We start from the raw sequence: 16,605 nt of genomic DNA on the forward strand, positions 1-16,605 counted from the left end.
TGTTAAATAGACTGGCTGGCGTTCCATCAAAAAAATCTGCTGTTCGCCCCTTTAATTTTACTATGTCTTAGCATACCTTTTATATCTACGTTCATTGTAAGAGGTCATGTAATGACAGCTGTGGTCGCAAAAAAAATAACTGGGGGGTGCCTGTGCGGTGCTGTCACTTACGAAGTCAAAAATGACTTCAATCGTTTTTACTTTTGCCACTGCCAACAATGCAGAAAAATTACCGGATCCGCTCATGCAGCTAATCTATTTACTCGCCCCGACGCCATAAAATGGACTGGTGGAGATAGTCACAAGAAACAATTTAGTTATCCGGAGCGTGATTTTAGCGTAGTGTTTTGTACTGAATGTGGCTCCGGACTGCCATTTGTAACTAAGAATGGCAAAGCGTTAATTGTACCAGCAGGAAGTTTAGACGCAGCGCCGAACATTCAACCCAACGACAACATCTTTTGGGCTGAACGTGCGACTTGGTATGATAAAGGTAAACAAGCGCATAAGTGTGCCGGTTTTCCTCGTTAATCCACGGTGCTTTCACCACTGGCTGTTTGTTCTAACATCGCATAATAAAATTGGATAGCGTTGAGATAGTCCTTAACTGCTATTTGTTCGTTGAGTCCGTGGAATTGTTTTAATGATTCAGGATTCAGTGAAACCATCATAAATCGATAAATATTTTTAGATAGGTCTTGAAAGTGTCGTGAATCTGTTGCGCCTACAACTAAATAGGGTGTGACTAATACATTGTCATCCAAACGCCTGATTGAGCTTTCGATGAGCTTAAATCCAATGTTATCTGTAGGGGATACTGCAGAGGCTTCATTAGCCAATTCTGCAGAAAGCGTTACTCTGGGATCGTCAATAACGCTTTCGAGATGTGATTGGATACCAGCGATAGTATCACCGGGTAAAATTCTGAAATTTACCACCGCACTAGCAATAGTGGGTAATACGTTGGATTTAGTGCTGCCTTGTAACATGGTCACAGCTGTTGTGGTTCGAACACTGGCTGCTGAAGTAGGACTTTCAAGTAATGTGCTAAGAACAAGGGGTTCAAGTAACCATAGGTTAGCTAAAGGTAATCGTTGTGATATCGGCATTGAATAGCCTATGTTATCGAACATCAAATTGAAAAATTCTGTTCGAGCTTCAAAAGGATTATTTTCGACACTAACTATGGCGCTAGCTAATACACCTGCTGCTGTATGGGCTGGTGGTTGAGATGAATGTCCACCTTCACCTTTAACTGTAAGTCTAAAGTTTACAAAGCCTTTTTCTGCGACCCCGACCAAGGCTACGGGGTGAGTCGGTCCGGGAATAACGCCATCGGTAATGACACCACCTTCATCCAAGATAAATTCAAACTGAATGTTTTGCTCCGCAAAATATTTTGCTATAGCGATTGCGCCTTCACCGCCCGTTTCTTCATCGTGACCAAAGGAAAAATAGATATCTCTTTGCGGAATATTGTTTTGTTTTAGGTACCACTCTAAGGATTCCATCAGTGCCAGCACGCTGACCTTGTCGTCAATTGCGCCTCTACCCCAAATCACTCCGTCTACTATATTTCCGCTAAAGGGCGGTTGTTGCCATTGGTCTTTGGTTTGTTCGTCAACCGGTACTACATCCATGTGTCCCATAAACAGTGCGGGTTTAAGTTGCGGATTTTGGCCTTTCAGGTGAAAAACCATACTGAAGTCTTTGAATTTAGTAAGCTCAGTGTTCTGGTGCACCAAAGGGAAAGATTGTTTCAAGTGTTGGTGAAATGCCTCAAAAGCTGCAATGTCTAATCTGCTGGTATCATCATAAGATATAGTGGGAATTTGAAGGGCTTTACTAAACCTGTCTAGCGCAGCGCTTTCATTTAAAGGGATAGGAGTTAATGATTCACTAACTTGGTATTGGTTGTTCTCGAATACACTATTGGCGCGATAAACCAAAATAGCCACTACTGCTAGTATAAGAATGACTACAGACAGTAATATTTTTTTCATTAGACAGTCACTTATTGTTATTTACTGGGTAAACTAACGGTCAGTATATCCTTTCACTAAGAGTAATAAAATATTGTCTAACCCTGTTCTATTTTCGGTTGTAGTGCTTATTTGGGGATCGACTTGGCTGGCTATTACTTATCAGTTTGGTGAGGTAGACCCTACGCTTTCAGTGGCTTATCGTTTTTTTATCGCAGCGGCGATTCTATTTGGTTACTGCAAAATTAAAAAGTTATCACTGAGCTTACCTAGGCACATTCATTTTAAAATGGCCGGTGTGGGTTTATGCCTTTATACCCTTGATTACACTCTTTTGTATCAAAGCCAACAGTATATTATTAGCGCGATCGTGGCATTAATGAGCTCTGGAATGGTGTATATCAACGTGTTATTGCGGCGGGTGTTATTAAAAAAACCGATCCGCAGAGAAGTCATGTTTGGGGCGACACTAGGTATGTGTGGCATTGGACTCATTTTTTTACCCGAATTCGCCAAAGTCAGCGCTAATCAATATTTATTGTTAGGTATCGGTCTCGCTCTTAGTTCCTTCTTTTTCGCCTCTCTTGGAAACGTGATTTCTGAACGTATCCTCGATCATGGTACACCTGTCATTCAAATGAATTTTTGGGCGATGAGTTACGGAGTGATATTTATTTTCAGTGCCGCTATGTTCAACGGTGCTGAGTTTAATTTGCCAACTAACCCTAACTACTATTATTCGATGTTTTATTTGTCAGTATTTGGATCGGTTTTAGCTTTTGGTAGTTATATGCAGTTAGTGAAACAAATGGGCTCGGATAAAGCCGCCTATGTAGTGTTGGTTTACCCTATTATCGCGTTACTGTTATCAACTATGTTCGAAGGTTATCAGTGGCATCTAGAAGCTTTTATTGGTGTGGGTGTTGTCTTGATAGGTAATGCTATCGCCATGGGAAAATTACCCCTGCCATTTCTTAAAGCAGAATCCAATCAAGGTTGATTGAATTTTTATTTAATTCATAGACCAGCGTATAAACCTCAGTGTATTTTGGATTTATTTTCAGATAGTTGTAATAACTTTATTTATTTAAAGACTAAGTCATTGAATCTAATATTTTATTGTTTTTTAAGGAAGGCTGAGCCACTTGAGCACAGACTTTAGTCAAATTTTACAAGCGCATAGTGCCTTATTGGGCAGGGTAGCGGCGACTTATGAAGCGAACTTTCATTTACGTCAAGAATTACTGCAAGACATTACCTTGGCGGTATGGCAAGCGCTGCAAAAATTTAAAGGTGATAGTAGTGTAAAAACTTATGTGCTGCGTGTAGCACACAACAAAGCGATTACACACGTTGCCTATCATGCAAAGCAGCCGCGAAATGACAGTTATTGTGAAATAGAGGCGCCCAAGCCGAATCTGCAAACGACAACAGACGAGCAATTGGGGCAGCAGCAACAAATTCAAAATATGCTGAAAGTCATTCGCAACATGCCAATTCAAACCAGACAAGTTGTCACTATGTCTATGGAAGGGCTTAGCTACCATGAAATTGCTGATGCCTGCGGGATCAGTAACTCAAACGCCGGGGTAATACTTAACCGTGCGAGAAAAGTGTTAATGGAGAGCATTTAGTATGTCTGAAGGTCAAGACTCATTGAGCCAATTGTGGCAAAAGCAAAAGGTTGAACAAGCAGATCTACTTGAGGTGACCAAAAAGTGGCGCAAGGTTAGATTGAAGCAGCGCTTTTATGTATTGTTGGATTTTTTAAGTTTAGCGATTCCTTTTGCCATTATATGGTTTAAGGCTGACAAACTAGATAGTTTTACTACCTCAATGTTAATTGCTTTGGCGGTTGTTGGAGTGGCGATGGTGGTTTATATCACCTGGTTGCGACGTTTTTCTTTAGGTTGGTCAAATTCCTCTACAGAGCAGCACATTCAACAGCTACAAAAACAAATTCAAAACAACATTAAAATCGCTAATTTTAGTTTGCAATCTGTGTGGCTTGTGGTGATATTAAGTGTGCTTTTATATGTCTGTCTATATTATTTTCAAGTTTTTCCTCCTGAAAAGCTAAAGGATAAAATAGTGTTTACGGTTAGTTTCAATGCCATTGTGTTGCCTTGTATTTGGGTGTGGGCGGCAAGACGCAAATCGAGATTTAGCAGAGAATTGGCAGAACTTGAACAATTACTCCATGGCAAAAATTCCTAGAGCTAAACCCTATACTGAAATCTCTAAGTGGCTTGAGTAGGGAAAAAAGTAGACGCAAAAAATAAGGTGGATATTCGACCTTGCTCTATTCCTTTCTAAACTAGCGAATTCTATTCTCGAATTCGCTAGTTTTAATCTGGTTTACTGTTGCTTGTGGTTTTTCTTTGCTCTAAACCACACAAAACCTTTATAAGCCACTAGTGCACATAAGCTCCAAAAAGCAATGTGGTAGGCAAAATGAAGGTTTTCGCCAAGGGCATGATCTTGATGTGCGAAGGCACTACTAGTAACCAATAAACATAGCATTGTGAGTAGGTATTTCATGGTGATTCCTTAAAATAGTTAATTGATAATTCGGTTAATGAAGCCTGTTGTTACAGTTGTAACATGCCTTCTTTTTCAATAAATTGGATGATCTCGTCTAAACCTTGCTTGGTTTTCATATTACTAAAAACGAAAGGTTTGTCACCGCGCATTTTTTTGGTGTCTCTGTCCATGACATCTAACGAAGCACCCACTAAGTCTGCCACATCGATTTTATTGATGATTAGTAAGTCAGATTTAGTGATACCTGGGCCGCCCTTTCGAGGGATTTTATCACCGGCAGACACATCTATTACGTATAGGGTTAAGTCCGATAATTCAGGACTAAAAGTAGCGCTGAGGTTATCACCGCCACTTTCTACCAATACAAAATCCAAGTTAGGGTGACGTTCTTGTAAATCGTCTATGGCCGCTAAATTCATGGAAGCATCTTCGCGAATAGCGGTGTGCGGACAACCTCCGGTTTCTACCCCTAAAATTCTGTCAGCTGATAATGCATCATTGCGAGTTAAAAACTCGGCGTCTTCTCGGGTATATATGTCATTGGTAACTACTGCCATGTCATATTTTTCACGTAGTTCAAGGCACAACATCCGTAATAACGCGGTTTTTCCTGATCCTACTGGACCGCCAACGCCTATGCGTAAAATCTGTTTATTTTTGCTCATTACTCACTTCTTTGTTAATTAAATTTTTACGTTAAATCTTTTGGTTAAGCTTGGTTTGATGTTTAGGACCGAAATAAACGCGTGTACTGGGTTTCGTGCCATGCGCTAGCCATGGCTAGGCGCGGTAAGCTAGAACCAATATTATCATCATTTATCTGATTGGCCTGTTCAATAGCCTGTTCAACTTGTTCGCTTAGTTCAAACAGTAAGTTTTGTCCTTGGGTTTGCCCTAATGGCACCAATTTTGTTGCTGCTGCCACTTGGTTATCAATAAAAGCCCAACAAAACCCACTTTGCATGGTCGCCAGTTCAAGGCCAAATAAATATCCTGCTAAAGCAAAAGCGCTGACAAAGCTGATTTGTTTTTCTTTGATTAATGTACTGTAGTGCTGACTATCTATACTTTGAATGTCTTTGAGTAAACGCATTAACGCTTTGCCCATCGCAACGTCAGCTAAGTATAATTCGTTACTCTCACGACAAGCTAGGGCGTGTTGGTTCCATTTAACGAAACCAGAAAAGTCATTCTCTGCTAACGTTTTTTGTAAGCGATTTAACAGCGCTAAGTCAGTATTTGTTATGGAATGCGCTAAATTAAAACCGATCCATTCCTTGGTTGATACCGCGTTGTGAACCCAACCCATTTCCACCGCGTACTCCAAACCTTGAGAAAACGAAAAACCGCCTACAGGTAGGTTAGCACTGCACAGTTGCAGTAACCTGTTAAGGCGCAATGGTTCTTGATTCATTTCGTTTTTAGTCATGTGAATGGGAATGACTGTGTCCATGACCTTGGTTTCCATAGGCGCCGTTCTCCGGTTCAAATATTGCAGGAGTTCGGTCAATTGTTAAGCCGTAGTTTTCCGCTAACTCTTCTAATACGTGGTCAGGTTTAAAACGCACCCATAATTCACCAATTTGCAGAGTTGTATGGCGATTACCTAGATGATAACAAACGCGGCTAAAGTCCATCCAATCCCTAGTGACAGCGGTAGAAACGGGTTCTGCTTTGCCTTTAACCTCAATGAGTAAACCACACTCGGTTTCGAGTACTTCACCCACTAATAAAGGGTGACCACGTTGCATAAAAATGCCTAACTCTTGCCCTTGATCAGTGGTGATTTTGATGCGTGCCTTTTTTCGGGTATCGTGATCCAAAGTCACTGAATCATCAATGGGATCGTGACTATGGGAAAGGCGTTCAAATGCTTGCAACATATTTAATTGGGTTTCCTAAAATAAACAATAACGCTGTGCTAAGGGTAATTCGGTGGCAGGCTCACAGGTGAGTAGTTCACCGTTGGCCCGTACTTCATAGGTTTGTGCGTCGACTTCAATCTCTGGTTGCCAGTTGTTGTGTATCATGTCCTCTTTGCCAATATTTCGGGTGTTTTTACATTCACCTACCATACGTGTCATACCGACTTTTTCAGGTACTCCTAATTCAATTGAAGCTTTAGACATAAAGGTCATTGATGTTTTGGCTGATGCCGAACCAAAAGATCCAAACATTGGACGATAATAAACCGGTTGTGGCGTAGGAATTGACGCATTGGCATCACCCATAGGCGCAGCTGCAATAAAACCTGACTTAATGATCATCGCGGGCTTAATGCCAAAAAACGCAGGTTTCCATAAAACCAAATCAGCTAACTTACCTACTTCAATTGAACCCACTTCATGGCTAATGCCGTGACTGATTGCCGGATTGATAGTGTACTTAGCGATATAACGTTTTATCCTAAAGTTATCATTTCGCTCAGTATCGGGTGCTAATGGCCCACGTTGTTGCTTCATTTTGTGAGCAGTTTGCCAAGTACGAGTGATCATTTCGCCTACTCGGCCCATGGCTTGTGAGTCAGAGGCAATCATACTAATGGCGCCTAAGTCATGCATGATATCTTCGGCGGCGATACTTTCCTTTCGAATACGTGAATCGGCAAAAGCGATGTCTTCTGGAATTGACGGATCCAAATGGTGACATACCATCAACATATCTAAGTGTTCATCAATAGTATTGATGGTATAGGGGCGGGTCGGATTGGTAGAAGAAGGTAAAACATTGGCTTCACCACAAGCACGAATTATATCTGGAGAATGTCCTCCCCCTGCACCTTCAGTATGATAAGTGTGAATGGTGCGGCCTTTAAATGCACCTATGGTGTCTTCAACAAACCCCGATTCATTTAGGGTGTCGGTGTGAATGGCGATTTGTACATCGTACTTTTCAGCGACCGATAAACAGTTGTCTATGGCGGCGGGTGTGGTGCCCCAGTCCTCATGAAGTTTTAGACCACATACACCTGCTTCAATTTGTTCTTCTAACGCTAAGGGCAGACTGGCGTTGCCTTTGCCTAAAAAACCAAAGTTCATGGGGAAATTGTTGGTTGATTGCAGCATTTTGTGAATGTTCCACGGCCCCGGTGTACAGGTTGTGGCATTGGTACCCGTTGCAGGGCCAGTGCCGCCGCCTATCATAGTGGTGACACCAGACATTAAGGCTTCGTCTATTTGTTGCGGGCAAATAAAGTGAATATGCGCGTCAATGCCACCAGCGGTGAGTATTTGACCTTCACCCGCAATCACTTCAGTGCCGGGACCTACCTCGATATCAATGTTGTCTTGAATATCAGGATTGCCAGCTTTACCTATGATAGCAATACGACCATCTTTAATGCCTACATCAGCTTTCACTATGCCCCAGTGGTCAACAATTAAGGCGTTGGTGATCACCAAATCAGGGGTATCTTTGCATGATGCTTGGCTTTGCCCCATGCCATCACGGATAACTTTACCGCCACCAAATTTCACTTCTTCGCCATAGGTAGTGGCGTCTTGTTCTACCTCTAGCCATAAATCAGTATCAGCTAAGCGTACTCGGTCGCCTACTGTGGGCCCAAACATATGTGCGTAGGCATGTTTATCTATACTAGCCATAACTATAATGCTCCTTGTACTAAGGCTCTAAATCCATACACGTGGCGTTTTCCAGCAAATGGCACTAAGGTCACTTCGCGCTCTTGACCTGGCTCAAAACGTACCGCGGTACCAGAAGTAATATCGAGGCGATACCCTTTGCTTTTTTCACGATCAAAGCTTAATGCCGCATTGGTTTCGTAAAAGTGATAATGTGAGCCAACTTGAATCGGTCTGTCACCTGAATTGGCAACAGTGATGGCTATATTTTCGCGGCCAACATTAAGTGTCCGCTCGCCCGCGTCTGTTTTAATTTCGCCTAGGATCATGTTTTGAGTTCTCTTTTTGCTCTGTTTCTAAACAATGGGGTTGTGGACTGTGACTAATTTTGTGCCATCAGGAAAAGTCGCTTCCACTTGCACTTCTTTGATCAGTTCAGCAATACCTTCCATCACCTGATCTCGGGTTAACAATGTTCGGCCATAATCCATCATTTGCGCCACTGTTTTACCGTCCCGTGCACCTTCGATGATTTCCATAGAAATATAGGCCATAGCTTCAGGATAATTAAGCTTTACCCCCCGTTTCAGGCGACGTTCGGCTAATAATGCTGCAGTAAACAACAGCAGCTTGTCTTTTTCTCTTGGTAATAAATCCATCTTTATCTCTACATTTGTGACTTAGGTCCGAAAGACCTGTATGTTTAGGTGAACCAAATTCTAGGTTGTACGCCTTGTTTTTCGATATATAAAGGCCGTATTAGTTTCCAAAGTTCAATAAATAAACTTTTGCACTGATGGGCTTGCTGCCCTAAATAACGTATCACTAAGAGTTGCCGAATATCGGTAATACTAATCAAAGTGTCGGCATTATTGTCAGTGACCATTTCCCTAAGTTGCGAAATTAATTGTGACCTTTGTTCATCACTAACTTGTGCACTTGGAGCATAAGCTAAAAATGTGCCAAATACTGAATTGCCAGCCAACCCAGCGGCGTGGTGCTGAATGTTGCTCTGAGGTTCAATAAGTACTTTATCGTGGTAAATCAGAATGTCGTCACAGTATAGAGTATTGAGCTGTGTAAAACGCCCCGCAGTAAAATTTTCATTGGAACTCGGTAGTCCTAAACAAGTCATGTCCCAACCACAATAAACACTGGAATTGTGTAATTTCACCTCAACATTATTGACACCATTGGCTTGGTCATACACTAAGGTTTCAAGGGGAAAATGTTCGCATTTAGCATCAGTATCTAAGTTAATTTGGGTAACTTGAGTTTGTTTAGGATCCCCAATCGCTAAGTTTGTACGGGCACGATAAAAACGATTGGCTCCTGGGGTAGTGACTAAGGTGTGGGCATCTTGTTTTACATCAATTTTCACATGCAATTCGTCACCAGAGACTATGCCCGCTGGTGGATGTAACAAATACAAGTGGGCACAGTCTCTGCCTTCTGGATAAAAGGCTTTTTGAATCGTAAGTGGCCCACTACGTTTGGTTTTTGTCAGTTGAGTTCCGTAAGATGAATGACCCAATTGTAATTCTAAACTGGCTATCCACTGACTTTTTACTATTTCTATTGCTGCTTCGGTCATCGCATACCTAAGTGAGCGCGCTTTGCTATTTTGTTATCTACAAAGCGCGGTGTTAAACGGCTAAATATTGACCTACAAGCTCATCTGTTAACCCCGCCATAGGGCCAGAAGATATGACTTGGCCTTTTTCCATCAATACAAATTCTTCACCCACCGCTCGGGCAAAAGGCAACTTTTGTTCGACCAAAATAATGGTCATGCCTTGTTCTTTGTTCAATTTAAGTAACACATCACGGATTAATTGCACGATATTGGGTTGAATGCCTTCATTTGGTTCATCCAATATCAGCACATCTGGATTGAGTACCAAAGCTCGACCAATGGCGAGTTGCTGTTGCTGGCCACCTGACAAATCACCGCCACGCCTATGTAACATTTCCTTCAATACGGGAAATAGCTCAAATATGTGTTCTGGTATTGTTTTGCTGGTTTGTCGCTTGCAATTCAAACTGACAGTTAGGTTTTCTTCGACAGTTAACTGCGGAAAAATATGCCGTCCTTGAGGTACATAGCCTATACCAATGTCTGGGCGTAATTCAACTGAACTGTTGCTGATATCCCTGTCACCAAAAGTGAGTTGTCCCGAACTTATCGGCAATAGCCCCATAATGGTTTTTAACAAAGTAGTTTTTCCGACCCCATTGCGGCCCATAATACAGGTACGAGAGCCAGGTTTAATGGCTAAGTTCAAGTCCCATAAAATCTGGGTGCCACCGTACTTTTGATTGACTGCGCTTAATGTGATCATATTAACCTTGCTCCTCACCTAAATACACACGGATTACATCAGGGTTGGCTTGAATTTCAGACATAGTGCCTTCCGCCAATACCGAGCCTTGGTGTAAAACCGACACTTTTCTGGCGATTGAACGCACAAAAGCCATATCGTGTTCGACTACCACAACCGAATGTTCGCCTGCCAAAGAGGTGAGTAATTCTGCGGTGCGTTCGGTTTCTTGCCCTGTCATACCTGCTACCGGTTCGTCTACCAACAACACTCTTGGCTCTGCGGCCAATAACATGCCAATTTCAAGCCATTGCTTTTGCCCGTGTGACAATCTACCTGCTGGATAGTGACACTCGGCCACTAAGCCAATAGTGTGTAAAATCTCACCGATGCGGTCTTCTTGTTCGCCACTTAATTTGTGAAATAACGCGGTCCAAATACCTTTGTCACCTTTAAGGCTCAATTCAATATTTTCAAATACCGATAGCTCTTCAAAAACAGTGGGTTTTTGAAATTTTCGTCCGATACCCGCCCGCGCTATTTCTGATTCGTCGAGCTGTAATAAATCGATCTGCTGTCCAAAGTTTACTTTGCCAGTATCGGGGCGGATTTTACCGGTGATCACATCCATTAAGGTTGTTTTACCCGCACCATTTGCGCCGATCAAACAGCGCAATTCACCATCATTAATATAGAGATTGAGGTTATTTAACGCCTTAAAACCATCAAAACTCAGGTTGACGTCTTCCACATATAAAATCACCCCATGGCGCGTATCAGGCACAATGTTTTCGTGGGCCGTCAGGGGCGAACCTGCTTTATTGGCAGTCATGATTTTGCCTCCACTGAATCAGCTGTGTTGGCAAATTTTTGTTTAATACTTGGAAGCAACCCTGCGATGCCTTTAGGTAATAACAAAGTCACCAATACAAACAATCCGCCTAAGGCAAAGAGCCACGCTTCTGGCATGATGGCGGTAAAGCGAGTTTTGGCGTAACTCACAATAATGGCTCCAATAATCGCACCGTATAAGGAGTTTCTTCCACCTACCGCGACCCAAATCACCATTTCAATAGAATTCAGTGGTGAAAACTCACCGGGATTAATAATGCCCACTTGCGGCACATATAACGCGCCTGCAAGCCCTGCCAACATGGCCGAGACCACAAATATCCACACTTTGTAATGCTCGGGTTTGTAGCCCACAAATCTTACGCGGCTTTCAGAGTCGCGAATCGCCGTGACTACCCTGCCCATTTTAGATTTAACGATAAAATGGCAGGCACAATAAGCGAGTGCTAGGGCAATCGCTGTGGCAATAAAGAGCCCTAATTTGGTGCTGGGAGACTGCAATGAGAAACCAAAAATTTCCTTAAAATCAGTTAGCCCATTATTGCCACCAAAGCCCATCTCGTTGCGGAAAAAGGCTAACATTAAGGCGTAGGTCATCGCTTGGGTCATAATTGATAAGTACACCCCGCTCACACGTGAACGAAATGCTAAACTACCAAAAATAAAGGCCAATAATCCAGGGCCCAAAAACACCATGCACACCATCCATATTACGCTGTTAGATCCTGCCCAAAACCAAGGTAATTCGGTCCAGTTTAGAAAGACCATAAAATCAGGTAAATCAGGGTTGCCATATACACCGCGGTCGCCAATTTGACGCATCAAATACATGCCCATGGCATAGCCGCCCAAAGTAAAAAATGCCCCATGTCCCAAGCTTAGAATACCGCAATATCCCCAAACCAAATCCACTGCCAATGCTAGAAGTGCATAACACAAGTACTTGCCTAATAGGCTGACAGTATAATCGCTCACATGAAAAGCCGATGATTCAGCAAAGATTAAATTACCTATGGTCACCAATATAGTGGTGATAAATAACAGGCCAATTGTCAGATGCAAAGGATCTCTACTACGAAACAATGACTGTTGTTGATTGTTTTGATTAATATCTTGATTAATAGAAGTATTCATTAGTCCGCCGACCTCCCTTTTTGTGGAAATAGTCCTTTGGGGCGTTTTTGAATAAACAGCACCAAACCAACTAATACGATGATATTGGCCAGTACTGAGCCAGTGAGTGGTTCCAGAAACTTATTAGTCAGGCCCAAGGACATAGCTGCCACCAATGTGCCCCACAAATTACCAACACCACCAAAAACCACCACTAAGAATGAATCGATAATATAGGCCTGACCTAGGTTAGGGCCTACATTGGTTAATTGACTTAATACCACGCCAGCTACTCCAGCTATCCCAGAGCCAAGGCCAAATGTAATGGCATCTACCCAATCACTTTTGATACTTAACGCTCTGGCCATATCGCGGTTTTGGGATACCGCACGCACATGTAAACCAAGGGATGTTTTTTTAAGTATCATCAGTAAAGAGACAAATACAAAAATGGAAAACAAAATGATGTATAAGCGGTTATAAGTGAGTGAAAAAATAGGATTGATTTGCCAAGAACCACTCATCCATTCAGGGCTAACCACCTGACGGTTTAAAGGGGAAAATATGGTTCTTACTAGTTGTTGCAAAACTAAACTGATGCCAAAAGTCGCCAACAAAGTTTCGAGAGGTCGCCCTTTTAAAAAGCGTATTACGCCGCGTTCAATTAGGATCCCCACAAAACCGGATACCAAAAACGCTGCAGGAACGGCAATCAGTAATGAATACTCAATCATGGAGGGAAAGGCTAATTGAATCACGTAAGTGGTATAGGCGCCTAACATGATCATTTCGCCGTGGGCCATATTGATTACCCCCATTACCCCAAAAGTAATGGCCAGTCCAATGGCCGCCAATAGTAAAACCGAGCCTAGGCTAAGCCCAAAAAATACAGTTTCAATTGCGCTATAAAAGCTGGCTCTATTGTCGATTTCGTCTAATGCGTTAGTTAATTGACTCTTGAGGATTTGTTGCTCTGCAGTTAAGTCTTTGTTTGGTAGATTTTCGAGCAAACTAACAATTTCATTTTTTACTGTAGGCTCTAATGAGCCGCTAAGTTGTTCTAGCGCTATCAGTTTTTCATCAGAACTGCCTGATTTTAGTTGTTGTAAGGCCAAGGTAGTTGCCATTAACGCCCGCACATCTTGGTCTGTTTCGTCATCAATTAACTCAGTAATAATAGCTGCCGATTGTTTGCTTGGAGAGCTAAGTAACTGCTGTACCGCTTGTAGGCGTATTTGTTTATCATCGTCAGTTAAGTCAATTTTGGCGAGTATGTTGCGCAAAGTGCTGCGTAAACGGTTGTTTGTTTTGACTTTAGACAGTCGCGATTTTTTGACTGGGGTAAGTGATTCTTGGGTTAATACATCGGTTAATTCATACAGATTATTTTCCGTCGACTGAGCATGTACAACTTGTTTGTTGGCTCTTAAATAATACAGCTCTCCGTCGAGCATAAATTGTAATATTGCTCGAGTTTGTGGCTGTTTAGTCTGGGATATTTTTTCAATGAGTGGAGCCATTTTTCGTAATTTTGTTTTAGGTAACTGATTAAGCAGACCACTCAATTGTGAATTAGATTGAGTATCTGAGTCAGGCTGCAAAGCCGCACTTTGCCCAGAAATAAAAATCAGTAGCAATAATAAATATATTCGGTGCATTACCTGTTCCTTGCTATGTGTTGTTATGAACTAAAAAAGTCCGACTTCCCCTGAAAAAACGAGAAGTCGAACAACCAGGGACTGTGTTAAAAAATCATCAGTCGCTGTCCTCACACATAAAACTTAGAAGTTTTGACCCGAACATTTAGCTGTTTTAACATCGAAGTTGCCGCAGCTAACCGGGGCGGTCCAATCAGATATGAGGTTTTTAGAGCTAGGTAAATAGTCTGACCAAGCATCACCAATTACCGTATCAGGGGTTTCCCAAACCACTTCGAATTGACCATCTTCTTGGATTTCACCAATAAGCACAGGTTTAGATAAATGATGGTTTGCATTCATTACTGCAGTGCCACCCGTCAAGTTTGGTACTGCGACACCTATCATTGCTTGCTCAACCGCATCGACATCAGTTGAACCGGCTTTTTCAACTGCTTTAACCCACATTTCAAAACCGATATAGGTGGCTTCCATTGGGTCATTTGTGACGCGTTTTTCATCTCCAATATATTTTTTCCATTGTGCGATAAAGGCGTCGTTGCTATCAGATTCAACACTTTGGAAATAATTCCAAGCAGCTAAGTGACCAACCAAAGGTTTGGTATCAAAACCCGACAACTCTTCTTCACCCACTGAGAAAGCCACCACTGGAATATCTTCAGCAGAAATCCCTTGGTTGCCGAGCTCTTTGTAGAAAGGAATGTTGGCATCTCCATTGATAGTTGAAACTACCGCGGTTTTTTTACCTTGAGAGCCAAACTTTTTGATATCAGAGACAATGCCCTGCCAATCTGAGTGACCAAATGGTGTGTAGTTGATCATGATATCTTCAGCTTTTACACCTTTAGCCAATAGATAAGCTTCAAGAATTTTATTGGTGGTTCGAGGATAAACATAATCTGTACCGGCTAATACCCAGCGAGTTGCACCTATATCATCCATCAAATAATCAACTGCAGGAATTGCTTGTTGGTTCGGAGCTGCGCCAGTATAAAATACATTCTTAGACGACTCTTCACCTTCATACTGTACTGGGTAGAACAATAATCCGTTGAGTTCTTCGAGCACTGGCAACGCCGACTTACGAGATACAGATGTCCAGCATCCGAATATCACATCGACCTTGTCTTTAGCTAATAATTCACGGGTCTTTTCTGCAAATAATGGCCAATTTGAAGCAGGATCAACCACCACAGCTTCAAGTTGTTTGCCTAAGACTCCGCCTTTTTTGTTTTGCTCTTCAATCATCATTAACACTGTGTCTTTCAGTGTGGTTTCACTGATGGCCATGGTGCCCGACAAAGAATGCAATACGCCTACTTTGATGGTGTCTGCAGCGATAGATAGTTGTGTGACTAAACTGCTAGCAATAATTGAGCTAGCAACTATGAGTTTTTTAAGTTTCATTATGATTCCTATTTATAAATTTGTGGTGCCAATTTGTGATGTGATAAAAGTCACGTTTTATAAAGAGTTGTTTAGAAAGTGATCAAAGCTTCAACCGCTAAGTAATCCACATCTACATCGTTTACTTCGTCCATTCGGTATTCAAAGACCATTAACAGGTTTTCATTAACTGAAAAACTGGGCGAAATAGTAATACCACTGGCTTCTTCAAACGACGCACCAGTAGCATCTTCAACTTCATAGTCGTGATAACGAGCTGTTAGTCCTAATCCATTTTCAAAGCCGTAGTTAGCCATCAGCAGAAAACCATCGGCTTCACTACCGGCAAAAGCGGTGTCTTCAGAGGAGTTATATTCAACTGCTAAGGTCAAGCTATCCTTTGAGTAGGCAGCCCAGGTGTTTATCATAGTGGTATCACCATCCACCGAGTAAAAGCCTTTAATAGTGAAATTTTCTGTTGGCATAAAGGCAACCATAGTTTCAACCCCTGGGTGCTCTGTATCAGTCGACTGTGGTCCGGCTAAATCGTTTACGACTGACACCGCCACTGCAAATTTTTCACCGCTATATAGCGCAGATACGCCTTGTTGGTAGTAACCATAGAAGTACTGTGCGTAACCCGTGCCTGAGTATTGAAATAAGCCAGTTGGTTCTTCTGTTTCCCAACCTGTATAACTTAAAAAGCGACCCGCTTTGATACTGAAATTGTCAGATATAGCGTATGAAATAAAAGCCTGCTCAACGTCCACACCTTCAGCTGCATTTTGGTATTCAACATCTACAGTGGCGGTGAGCTTGTTGCCAAAATCATAACCAAAATTTAGTTCTACTTGATCAATGCCTGAATCATGTGATGAGTCAGCACCGTCAACCTCGACTGACAAATAAGACATATCGATAAAGCCGCTTACACTGAGTTTGTCAGCTGTTATTTCAGCCTGTGCAGCATTGATTGTGCCAATTGATAGCAACAGTGACGCTGCTATCCGGGTAAATTTCGCCTGTAGTTTCATTTGTGCATTCCGTTTATTTTTAATTCGAAGTTTGTGTGTGGGTCATCTTTTTTGCATGACGACCTTGAATAAAACGTTTTTAAAGCGGGAGTAAGTATTGCGGGTTTGGTCAAGAGTGAATATGCGTAAAAGCG

General features: G+C 42.1%; 19 protein-coding genes. 4 read left to right on the forward strand and 15 right to left on the reverse strand.

Going from position 1 to position 16,605, the window contains the following annotated elements; all coding sequences use genetic code 11:
• The first annotated feature begins 111 nt into the window (after positions 1-111).
• Positions 112-531, forward strand: a complete 420-nt coding sequence (locus KO534_RS20670; RefSeq protein ID WP_215932867.1) for a GFA family protein — start codon at positions 112-114, stop codon at positions 529-531.
• On the opposite strand, the gene KO534_RS20675 is transcribed toward KO534_RS20670, so the two are convergent.
• Positions 528-2,003 (reverse strand): M20 family peptidase, encoded by a 1,476-nt coding sequence (locus KO534_RS20675; RefSeq protein ID WP_215932869.1) that lies wholly within the window; start codon positions 2,001-2,003, stop codon positions 528-530. The two genes, KO534_RS20670 and KO534_RS20675, sit on opposite strands and share 4 nt — an antisense overlap.
• 73 nt (positions 2,004-2,076) lie before the next feature.
• On the opposite strand from KO534_RS20675, the gene KO534_RS20680 reads away from it, so the two are divergent.
• The 3 genes from KO534_RS20680 (at position 2,077) to KO534_RS20690 (ending at position 4,199) form a co-directional block, all read left to right on the forward strand.
• Positions 2,077-2,982: a DMT family transporter gene (locus KO534_RS20680; RefSeq protein ID WP_215932871.1), complete on the forward strand. Its 906-nt coding sequence runs from the start codon at positions 2,077-2,079 to the stop codon at positions 2,980-2,982.
• Positions 2,983-3,127: 145 nt separating this feature from the next.
• Complete coding sequence (locus KO534_RS20685) at positions 3,128-3,616, forward strand: RNA polymerase sigma factor (RefSeq protein WP_215932874.1); 489 nt, start codon at positions 3,128-3,130, stop codon at positions 3,614-3,616.
• A 1-nt stretch (position 3,617) separates the two neighbouring features.
• On the forward strand, positions 3,618-4,199 hold the full coding sequence (locus tag KO534_RS20690) for a hypothetical protein (protein WP_215932876.1): 582 nt from the start codon (positions 3,618-3,620) through the stop codon (positions 4,197-4,199).
• Between the two features lie 141 nt (positions 4,200-4,340).
• Here KO534_RS20690 and KO534_RS20695 read toward each other — a convergent pair whose 3' ends face one another.
• The 14 genes from KO534_RS20695 to KO534_RS20760 form a co-directional block, all read right to left on the reverse strand.
• A complete protein-coding gene (locus KO534_RS20695) occupies positions 4,341-4,523 on the reverse strand; it encodes a hypothetical protein (protein WP_215932878.1) in 183 nt (60 codons plus the stop codon).
• A gap of 50 nt (positions 4,524-4,573) precedes the next feature.
• A complete protein-coding gene (gene ureG, locus KO534_RS20700) occupies positions 4,574-5,191 on the reverse strand; it encodes an urease accessory protein UreG (RefSeq protein ID WP_215932881.1) in 618 nt (205 codons plus the stop codon).
• A gap of 62 nt (positions 5,192-5,253) precedes the next feature.
• Positions 5,254-5,979 carry an urease accessory protein UreF gene (locus KO534_RS20705; RefSeq protein WP_252732329.1) on the reverse strand — a complete coding sequence of 242 codons (726 nt, stop codon included), beginning with the start codon at positions 5,977-5,979 and terminating at the stop codon, positions 5,254-5,256.
• On the reverse strand, positions 5,948-6,409 hold the full coding sequence (gene ureE, locus KO534_RS20710) for an urease accessory protein UreE (RefSeq protein WP_215932885.1): 462 nt from the start codon (positions 6,407-6,409) through the stop codon (positions 5,948-5,950). The genes KO534_RS20705 and ureE overlap by 32 nt, the downstream gene beginning before the upstream one ends.
• A 15-nt stretch (positions 6,410-6,424) precedes the next feature.
• Complete coding sequence (gene ureC / locus KO534_RS20715) at positions 6,425-8,128, reverse strand: urease subunit alpha (protein ID WP_215932887.1); 1,704 nt, start codon at positions 8,126-8,128, stop codon at positions 6,425-6,427.
• Between the two features lie 2 nt (positions 8,129-8,130).
• Entirely contained in the window at positions 8,131-8,436 is a 306-nt protein-coding gene (locus KO534_RS20720) for an urease subunit beta (RefSeq protein WP_215932889.1), read from the reverse strand.
• 27 nt (positions 8,437-8,463) lie between these two features.
• Complete coding sequence (locus tag KO534_RS20725) at positions 8,464-8,766, reverse strand: urease subunit gamma (protein ID WP_215932891.1); 303 nt, start codon at positions 8,764-8,766, stop codon at positions 8,464-8,466.
• Between the two features lie 44 nt (positions 8,767-8,810).
• A complete protein-coding gene (locus tag KO534_RS20730; RefSeq protein ID WP_215932893.1) occupies positions 8,811-9,701 on the reverse strand; it encodes an urease accessory protein UreD in 891 nt (296 codons plus the stop codon).
• 52 nt (positions 9,702-9,753) lie between these two features.
• A complete protein-coding gene (gene urtE, locus KO534_RS20735; RefSeq protein ID WP_215932895.1) occupies positions 9,754-10,449 on the reverse strand; it encodes an urea ABC transporter ATP-binding subunit UrtE in 696 nt (231 codons plus the stop codon).
• A gap of 1 nt (position 10,450) precedes the next feature.
• A complete protein-coding gene (gene urtD, locus KO534_RS20740) occupies positions 10,451-11,260 on the reverse strand; it encodes an urea ABC transporter ATP-binding protein UrtD (RefSeq protein WP_215932898.1) in 810 nt (269 codons plus the stop codon).
• The gene (gene urtC / locus KO534_RS20745; protein ID WP_252732330.1) at positions 11,257-12,414 is read right to left on the reverse strand and encodes an urea ABC transporter permease subunit UrtC; all 1,158 of its coding nucleotides are present in this window, start codon (positions 12,412-12,414) and stop codon (positions 11,257-11,259) included. Before urtC ends, urtD begins: the two co-directional genes overlap by 4 nt.
• On the reverse strand, positions 12,414-14,051 hold the full coding sequence (urtB, locus tag KO534_RS20750; RefSeq protein WP_215932900.1) for an urea ABC transporter permease subunit UrtB: 1,638 nt from the start codon (positions 14,049-14,051) through the stop codon (positions 12,414-12,416). The genes urtC and urtB overlap by 1 nt, the downstream gene beginning before the upstream one ends.
• A 123-nt stretch (positions 14,052-14,174) precedes the next feature.
• Positions 14,175-15,458, reverse strand: coding sequence for an urea ABC transporter substrate-binding protein (urtA, locus tag KO534_RS20755; protein WP_215932903.1), 1,284 nt, complete (start codon positions 15,456-15,458; stop codon positions 14,175-14,177).
• A gap of 71 nt (positions 15,459-15,529) precedes the next feature.
• The gene (locus KO534_RS20760) at positions 15,530-16,471 is read right to left on the reverse strand and encodes an outer membrane beta-barrel protein (RefSeq protein ID WP_215932905.1); all 942 of its coding nucleotides are present in this window, start codon (positions 16,469-16,471) and stop codon (positions 15,530-15,532) included.
• Positions 16,472-16,605 lie beyond the last annotated feature (134 nt).

The organism is Paraglaciecola arctica (genome assembly GCF_018861065.1).
In the GTDB taxonomy this organism is placed as follows: Bacteria; Pseudomonadota; Gammaproteobacteria; order Enterobacterales; family Alteromonadaceae; genus Paraglaciecola; species Paraglaciecola arctica_B.

What these genes read in the sequence shown, in the direction of transcription:
- urtD (WP_215932898.1), bottom strand. Translation starts at nt 11,260, where the DNA reads ATGACTGCCAATAAAGCAGGTTCGCCCCTGACGGCCCACGAAAACATT.
- KO534_RS20730 (WP_215932893.1), bottom strand. Translation starts at nt 9,701, where the DNA reads ATGACCGAAGCAGCAATAGAAATAGTAAAAAGTCAGTGGATAGCCAGT.
- KO534_RS20720 (WP_215932889.1), bottom strand. Translation starts at nt 8,436, where the DNA reads ATGATCCTAGGCGAAATTAAAACAGACGCGGGCGAGCGGACACTTAAT.
- urtB (WP_215932900.1), bottom strand. Translation starts at nt 14,051, where the DNA reads ATGCACCGAATATATTTATTATTGCTACTGATTTTTATTTCTGGGCAA.
- KO534_RS20725 (WP_215932891.1), bottom strand. Translation starts at nt 8,766, where the DNA reads ATGGATTTATTACCAAGAGAAAAAGACAAGCTGCTGTTGTTTACTGCA.
- urtC (WP_252732330.1), bottom strand. Translation starts at nt 12,414, where the DNA reads ATGAATACTTCTATTAATCAAGATATTAATCAAAACAATCAACAACAG.
- KO534_RS20705 (WP_252732329.1), bottom strand. Translation starts at nt 5,979, where the DNA reads ATGGACACAGTCATTCCCATTCACATGACTAAAAACGAAATGAATCAA.
- KO534_RS20690 (WP_215932876.1), top strand. Translation starts at nt 3,618, where the DNA reads ATGTCTGAAGGTCAAGACTCATTGAGCCAATTGTGGCAAAAGCAAAAG.
- ureE (WP_215932885.1), bottom strand. Translation starts at nt 6,409, where the DNA reads ATGTTGCAAGCATTTGAACGCCTTTCCCATAGTCACGATCCCATTGAT.
- urtA (WP_215932903.1), bottom strand. Translation starts at nt 15,458, where the DNA reads ATGAAACTTAAAAAACTCATAGTTGCTAGCTCAATTATTGCTAGCAGT.
- KO534_RS20760 (WP_215932905.1), bottom strand. Translation starts at nt 16,471, where the DNA reads ATGAAACTACAGGCGAAATTTACCCGGATAGCAGCGTCACTGTTGCTA.
- ureG (WP_215932881.1), bottom strand. Translation starts at nt 5,191, where the DNA reads ATGAGCAAAAATAAACAGATTTTACGCATAGGCGTTGGCGGTCCAGTA.
- KO534_RS20675 (WP_215932869.1), bottom strand. Translation starts at nt 2,003, where the DNA reads ATGAAAAAAATATTACTGTCTGTAGTCATTCTTATACTAGCAGTAGTG.
- KO534_RS20670 (WP_215932867.1), top strand. Translation starts at nt 112, where the DNA reads ATGACAGCTGTGGTCGCAAAAAAAATAACTGGGGGGTGCCTGTGCGGT.
- KO534_RS20695 (WP_215932878.1), bottom strand. Translation starts at nt 4,523, where the DNA reads ATGAAATACCTACTCACAATGCTATGTTTATTGGTTACTAGTAGTGCC.
- ureC (WP_215932887.1), bottom strand. Translation starts at nt 8,128, where the DNA reads ATGGCTAGTATAGATAAACATGCCTACGCACATATGTTTGGGCCCACA.
- urtE (WP_215932895.1), bottom strand. Translation starts at nt 10,449, where the DNA reads ATGATCACATTAAGCGCAGTCAATCAAAAGTACGGTGGCACCCAGATT.